Genomic DNA, 6,618 nt, shown 5'->3' with positions numbered 1-6,618 from the left:
CTGACGCCGTCGGCATGGGCTCCGGGCCCGCTGACGCCGTCGGCATGGGCTCCGGGCCCGCTGACGCCGTCGGCATGGGCTCCGGGCCCGCTGACGCCGTCGGCATGGGCTCCGGGCCCGCTGACGGGACTGGCATGGGCACCGCGGCCGCTGACGGCACCGGCACGGGCGCCGCGCCCGCCGACGGCGCCACGGCCGGCATCGCCCTGCTGCTCCGCCCGCCCCGGCCCCGCGCGGCCTGGCGGCTGCTGCCCGCCCGGGTGTTCGCGATGTGCGCCGTGGAGCTGCAGAAGCTGCGCCACGACCGCACCGAGCTGTACACCCGCGCGGTCCAGCCGGCCCTCTGGCTGCTGATCTTCGGGCAGACCTTCACCCGGATCCGGGCGATACCCACCGGCGGGATCCCCTACATCGACTATCTGGCGCCCGGCATCATCGCCCAGTCCGCGATGTTCATCGCGATCTTCTACGGCATCCAGATCATCTGGGAGCGGGACGCCGGCATCCTGAACAAGATGCTCGTCACCCCGACCCCGCGCTCGGCGCTGATCACCGGCAAGGCGTTCGCGGCCGGGGTGAAGTCGCTGATCCAGGCCGTCGTCGTCATCGTCATCGCGGCGGTGCTCGGCGTGGCGCTCACCTGGAACCCGCTGAAGCTGCTCGGGGTCGGCGTGGCCGTGGTCCTCGCCTCCGTCTTCTTCTCCTGCCTGTCCATGACCATCGCGGGCATCGTCCTCAGCCGTGACCGGCTGATGGGCTTCGGGCAGGCGATCACCATGCCGCTGTTCTTCGGCTCCAACGCCCTCTACCCCGTCTCGGTGATGCCGGGCTGGCTCCAGGCCGTCAGCAAGGCCAATCCGCTCAGCTATCAGGTCGACGCCCTGCGGGGCCTGCTGCTGGGCACACCGGCCCACCTCGCCGCCGACTTCGGCGTGCTGGCGGTGGCCGCCGCCCTCGGCATCGCGGCGGCCTCCTCACTGCTCGGCCGGCTGGCCCGCTGATCTTGCCGCGGACGTGATGTGCGGCACGCACCCGCACCCCGCCCGGGACCCCTCCGGAGGGATTCTTCCTGGGCAGCGCTTGATCAACGATCAAAGCGGGCGAATCCGCTGGCCACAGTGCATTCCGCTCATTTGACAGTGCGCTGAGCACACGGATAAACAGCATCTCTTGAAAGGCGAGAGGGGCACCGTGTACGAGCCGAACGTGGTCGGGGACTGGCAGGAGTACGACGAGCATGCCGGTCTGCGGGTCCGCGTCCACCGTCTGGAGGCCGGTGAGCCGCCGCGGGGACGCGACGACGCCGCGGCCGGGCTGACGTACTTCAGGGTCAAGGTGACGGTCGAGAACCGCGGTGCGCGGCACTACGGCATCCATCTCGAGGACGGCCAGATCGATGTCCGGGTCGGCCCCGACGGGGAGGCCGCGTTCATCGACTGGCGCAACACCCAGTTCATCGAGGGCTTCGACGTCTACCCGCTGCGCCGGGTCACCGCCGTGCTCTACGCGGCCGCTCCGGAGGCCGCGCTCACCCATGTCGACATCCAGGTGCAGCTGCGGGTGGACGAGGAGTGGACCGACCGTCGGCTGTGGTTCGGCGGCATAGGCGTCGTGGAGGCGACCGCGGCGGCCACGACGGCGAGCGGCGGACCGGGCAGCCTGGCGCACCAGCTGAGCGCCTTCCTCAAGGACCAGACCGAGCCGGGAACCGCCTGACAGCGGGCCCGGCGGGCCCCCGAGCGGACCGCGCGGTGCGTGCGGTCGGTGAGCCCGGTCAGTGAGCCCGGTCTCGGTCAGTGCGGGATGCCGTCGATGATCTCCCGTGCCCCCTGCCGCAGCAGCGACACCGCGACCGAGGTGCCGAGCGTGGCCGCGTCGAGCCGGCCCGCCCACTCGTGGGCGTTCAGCCGCGTCTTGCCGTCCGGGGTGAAGACACAGGCCCGCAGAGAGAGTTCCCCGCCGCGGTCCACGCGCGCGTAGCCGGCGATGGGGCTGTTGCAGTGCCCCTGGAGCACGTGCAGGAACATCCGCTCGGCCGTCGCCTCCCGGTGCGTGGCCGGGTCGCCGAGCCCGCTGACCGCGTCGATCAGCTCGCTGTCGCCCTCCCGGCACTGCAGGGCGAGGATGCCCGCGCCGATCGGCGGCATCATCGTCTCCGGGGACAGCACCTCGCTGATCACGTCCTGGCGGCCGATCCGCTCCAGACCGGAGACCGCCAGCAGCAGCGCGTCCGCCTCGCCCGCCGCCAGCTTCTCCAGCCGGCGGTTGGCGTTGCCGCGGAACGGCACGCACTCCAGATGCGGGTGCGTGGCGGCCAGTTGGGCCACCCGGCGTACCGAGGAGGTGCCGATCCGGGTGCCGGCGGGCAGTTCGTCGAGGGTGAGCCCGCCGGGGTGCACCAGCGCGTCCCGGATGTCGTCCCGCTTCAGGAACGCGGCGAACACCGTGCCGGCGGGCAGCGGCCGGTCGGCCGGCACGTCCTTGACACAGTGCACAGCGAGGTCGGCCTCCCCGGCGAGCAGGGCAGCGTCCACCTCCTTGGTGAACGCCCCCTTGCCCTCGACCTTGGACAGGTCGCCGAGCCACTTGTCGCCGGTGGTCTTCACGGGGACGACCTCGGTGCGCACCCCTGGATGCAGGACGCCCAACTCGGCGCGCACACGCTCGACTTGGGCGAGGGCCATCGGTGAGTCACGGGAGACGATACGAATCAGCTCGGGCGCGGACATGAGGGACACGATAGACCCTCGGGCGCGCTGCCCCGGCATGTCCCACGGATTGGTCAGGCGCCCGGGTCGAAGGGGATCCCGGACGGCTTCGCCGAGGCCAGGTGGGAGGCGAAGCTCGCGTCCTTCAGGCCGAAGTGGGCGCTGCCGAAGTCGTACGCGCTCAGCTTGTCGCGCAGGCCGGGCGGATAGCCGTTCCAGCCGACCAGGGGCGGGTACTGCCAGGTGTGCTTGTGGTTCTCCGGCGGCTCGTCGTTCGCGTTGGCCAGCCGGAAGCAGTGCGTGCCGATGCCGTCCTTGTGGTACACGATCTTCGGGTGCGAGCCCTCGAAGCGGACCTCGGAGACCGGGTGCACGGTGAACGAGCCGTGGTTGGACGTCGACACGTACCGGATCTGTCCGTCCTGCACCCACACCACCACGTGCTCCCAGTCGTGCCGGTGGCCGCCGAGGCTGATGCCGGGTATCGCCTGGTCCTTCTCGAAGTAGAGGCCGTAGAGGTAGGCGCACCAGCCGTTGTTGCACTTGTAGCGCGAGTAGCTGTTGGTGTTGTCCAGGTCGGAGGCGTCCCGGCAGTTGCCGTTGAGGGCGCCGGTCGGATTGAGGCCGGGGTTGATGGTGCCGTCGGGACCGATCGCGGGCGTCGCGTAGCAGCCGTCCGTGTCGTAGTCGAAGGCGGGCTGGTACGTCAGCTCGGCGGGCTCGGCGTTGCGGGGCAGTGCCGGGGGCGGGGCGGCGAAGGCGACGGCGGGGAAGGCGACGACGAGCGCGACGGCACCGGCCACGACGCCGAACCATCTGCCGCGCCGGACACGGGCGGTGGACGAGGTCACGTGGAGCCTCCAACAGCGGTGGGGGGCAAGGGAGTTGCGAGGGAGTTCAGCATCCCGGTTCGCTGTCCCGCTGCCAAGACACCCCGGGCGTCCCACAGATGAAACCCCGCCCAACAGGTGTCACGCCGACTCAGTCGAAGCCCTCGGGGAGGTCCGCCGCCGACTCCTCCGGCGTCAGGTCCGGACGCAGCCGCAGCCAGGACGGCTGGCGCAGCAGCCCGCCCCGGGTCCGGGTGCTGAAACTGACCTCGCCGACCAGCCGGGGCAGCGCCCAGCGGGCGTCCGGGATGCGCGGCACCGGCTCGAAGGGGCAGCGGCTGCTCGCGGCGGCCCGCAGCAGCGCCGCCAGCTCCGCGCGCTCCGCCTCGCTCCAGCCGGTGCCCACCCGGCCGACGTACCGCAGCCGGCCTCCGGCGCGCTGGCCGACCAGCACCGCGCCGGGCAGCCCGGTCAGCCGCCCCTTGCCGGGCAGCCAGCCGCCGACGATCACGTCCTCGCTGCGCATGTTCCGGATCTTGATCCAGGCCCGGGAGCGCACGCCCGGCTCGTACACCGAGGTCAGCCGTTTGCACACCAGGCCCTCCAGGCCGTGCTCCCGGGTGGCGCGCAGCGCCTCGGCGCCGTGTCCCACCACGGCGACCGGCGTCGACCAGTGCGGCCCGGCCAGGCCCAGCCCCTCCAGCCGCGCCCGGCGCTCCACCCACGGGAGCCGCAGCAGCGGTCCCTCCAGGTACGGCACGTCGAACAGCACCAGGTGGACCGGCACCTGGGCGGCCCGGCGTGCCGCCCGCGCGGGGGCGTGCGCGAGGCCCATCCGGCTCTGCAGCAACTGGAAGTCGGCCCGCCCCTGTTCGTCCAGGGCCAGCACCTCGCCGTCCAGCACGGCGGGCGTGCCGCCCAGGACGGTGCCGAGGGGGCGCAGTTCCGGATAGGCGGCCGTGATGTCCTCACCGGACCGGGCGCGCAGCAGCACGCTGCCGTCTCCGGGCAGATAGGCCATCACCCGCTGCCCGTCCTGCTTCGTCTCGTACGCCCACCGCTCGTCCTGGGCGGCGGGCGGCAGCGTGCCGGGGGTGGCGAGCATGGGGGCGACGATCGGCAGGGTCACAGCGGTCACGGCAGAAGATGTCGACCGCTCCCGGCCCCCTCACGCCCCTTCCGGCGCCGTTTCCCCTGAACGGGCCCCGACTGACGCACGACCACCAAGAGTTGACGGCGAGGACGACGGCCCACCCGGAGCCGGTACCGGACCCTGTCGTTCGGGAGCGGGGCGCGCGTCGTGGGTTTCGGCGGCTGGACCTCGCCGACCGGACCTCGCTGGCCGGCCCGCGCGGGCGCCGCCCCGGTCGAGGACCTGGAGCGATGCGCGGCACCGGCCGCCCCGGGAGGTGCGCGGTCCCGGAGCGGTGGTGGGCATGGCGCGCGGGACGGCGCGGGCACGGGCGTCTCAGTCCGGGTCGTTCGGCTCCGCGTCCAGACCCGTGCAGGCCAGCTGCCCGTCCACCTCGGCGCACGCCTGCACTCCCCGGGGGGACCGGACGGCGAGCATCGGGCTGGTGGTTCCCGTCGGGTCGTCCGCCGGATAGCCCGCCCACAGCACGTTCTGCCCCGCGCGCACCGACACCTCCCTGGCCCGCGGGGAGCGTATGCGCACCTCCGACCAGGCGGTGCCGCAGATGCGCGAGTAGCGCAGCACGACGCCGTAGGAGGGCCCGGTGACCGTGCTCTCGGTCTTCGCGTCGCGGGCGCAGACCGACGTGTCGGGCAACTCGCCCTGACAGGAGCGCCCGTGACAGCGCGGGGTTGCCGTGGACCGCACCTGCGCGGCGGGCGTGTCGCCCCGGTCGGGCAGGGCGATCGCGGCCGCCACGCCGAGCAGTGCCAGCGCCGGCAGCGGCAGCCACCGCACCCAGCCGCGGCCCTTGCCGCCCTCGTCGATCCGCGGGCTCGCGGCCGGCGGCTCGTCGTGCGCCTCCCACAGCGCGAGTACGGCGGCGGGATCGGCGCCGGCGAGCCGGCACAGCGCCTCCACGGCCGGGCGGGGCGGCCGCTGGGTGCCCGTCAGATAGCGGTGCCAGGCGGACTTGCTGTACGGGGTGCGCGCCGCCAGCGCCGCCAGGCTCAGGCCCGTACGGTCCTTCAGTTCGCGCAGTCTCACCGTCAGTGGCTCGTCCGCTGTGGCCGATTCTTGGGGATGCCCCATCGCGCGTCCCTCGACTCCCTTTCCGCTATGGGCGATTTAGCCCCTGATGTCGCAATGGCTTCCCGGCTGACCGGCGTGTGCAACGTCCGGCGAGGTATGAGGACGGTGAGCCACGGGGACATGCCGAAGGCCTGTTCGGAAGGGGGGTCACCCGAACAGGCCTCGGCGGTCAGGTCGTACGACGAACGGCGGCCGTCAGCACCAGGGGACGGCGCGCCCGGTGCGCACGTAGTGGGCGGAGACGTAGCCCCGGTGATGCGGGAGTCGGTACCAGATGTGGTTGCCGTGCACCCCGGAGCCGTACGTCTTGCAGGTCAGTGTGAGCAGCCGGCCCGTGTGCCGGTGCCCGACCACGCGGTAGCCGGTGCCCGGGCCGGAGCGGACGTTCAGCCGGACGCGGTGCGTGGCGACCCGGCCGACGACCGGCAGGGTGCGGTGGTGCGAGACCCGCCGCGTCACGACGTGGTGGGTGCGACGCGCGTGGTGGCGGCGCTGGTGGGCGTGGCGCGTACGGCACGTCGTACGGTGCGTGCGGTGCGTCGTACGGTGCGTGCGGTGCTGGGCGAGCAGCGGCCCGTGCTGGACGAGCCGCACGGCGCGCTCGGCCGGCAGGACGAGGTTCGCGAGGTGCTGGACCGAGACGTCCGGCGCGGGGCCCGGGACGGCCGCCGCGCTCGCCGGGGCGGCGCCGGCCGTCATCGGCAGGAATGCGAACACCGCGACCGTGGCCAGCAGGCCGCTCGTGAGAGTCCGTCGGATCATGGAAACCTCCGGCTGTCGTTCTCGTGACCACGAGCCGTGATCACGACGCCAGCCTTGCCATGACAGTCCGTCAGAATGCCGTCCCCGCGTCCCC

General features: G+C 73.0%; 7 protein-coding genes. 2 read left to right on the top strand and 5 right to left on the bottom strand.

All coding sequences use genetic code 11. The features are described from left to right. The first annotated feature begins 134 nt into the window (after positions 1 to 134). Together ABZ865_RS33320 and ABZ865_RS33315 are read left to right on the top strand one after the other, a co-directional pair. A complete protein-coding gene (locus tag ABZ865_RS33320; RefSeq protein WP_361238862.1) occupies positions 135 to 1,001 on the top strand; it encodes an ABC transporter permease in 867 nt (288 codons plus the stop codon). 190 nt (positions 1,002 to 1,191) lie between these two features. Continuing rightward, entirely contained in the window at positions 1,192 to 1,716 is a 525-nt protein-coding gene (locus tag ABZ865_RS33315) for a hypothetical protein (protein ID WP_361238859.1), read from the top strand. A 77-nt stretch (positions 1,717 to 1,793) separates the two neighbouring features. Here ABZ865_RS33315 and hemC read toward each other — a convergent pair whose 3' ends face one another. From hemC to ABZ865_RS33290, 5 genes are all read right to left on the bottom strand, one after another. Then, positions 1,794 to 2,729 (bottom strand): hydroxymethylbilane synthase, encoded by a 936-nt coding sequence (gene hemC / locus ABZ865_RS33310; RefSeq protein ID WP_361238782.1) that lies wholly within the window; start codon positions 2,727 to 2,729, stop codon positions 1,794 to 1,796. 53 nt (positions 2,730 to 2,782) lie between these two features. Next, on the bottom strand, positions 2,783 to 3,559 hold the full coding sequence (locus ABZ865_RS33305) for an NPP1 family protein (RefSeq protein ID WP_361238779.1): 777 nt from the start codon (positions 3,557 to 3,559) through the stop codon (positions 2,783 to 2,785). 130 nt (positions 3,560 to 3,689) lie between these two features. After that, positions 3,690 to 4,667, bottom strand: coding sequence for an ATP-dependent DNA ligase (locus ABZ865_RS33300; RefSeq protein ID WP_361238857.1), 978 nt, complete (start codon positions 4,665 to 4,667; stop codon positions 3,690 to 3,692). A gap of 339 nt (positions 4,668 to 5,006) precedes the next feature. Next, the gene (locus tag ABZ865_RS33295; protein WP_361238776.1) at positions 5,007 to 5,717 is read right to left on the bottom strand and encodes a DUF2690 domain-containing protein; all 711 of its coding nucleotides are present in this window, start codon (positions 5,715 to 5,717) and stop codon (positions 5,007 to 5,009) included. Positions 5,718 to 5,957: 240 nt separating this feature from the next. Continuing rightward, entirely contained in the window at positions 5,958 to 6,524 is a 567-nt protein-coding gene (locus tag ABZ865_RS33290; protein WP_361238773.1) for an SH3 domain-containing protein, read from the bottom strand. Positions 6,525 to 6,618: the final 94 nt, after the last annotated feature.

Source organism: Streptomyces sp. NPDC047085, assembly GCF_040643735.1.
Lineage (GTDB): Bacteria > Actinomycetota > Actinomycetes > Streptomycetales > Streptomycetaceae > Streptomyces.
Note: the sequence above shows the minus strand (reverse complement) of the source record. Positions and strands in the feature narration are given on the sequence as shown.

Excerpts from the sequence above, each read along its gene's own strand:
- hemC (WP_361238782.1), bottom strand. The coding sequence starts at position 2,729 with ATGTCCGCGCCCGAGCTGATTCGTATCGTCTCCCGTGACTCACCGATG.
- ABZ865_RS33320 (WP_361238862.1), top strand. The coding sequence starts at position 135 with ATGGGCACCGCGGCCGCTGACGGCACCGGCACGGGCGCCGCGCCCGCC.
- ABZ865_RS33290 (WP_361238773.1), bottom strand. The coding sequence starts at position 6,524 with ATGATCCGACGGACTCTCACGAGCGGCCTGCTGGCCACGGTCGCGGTG.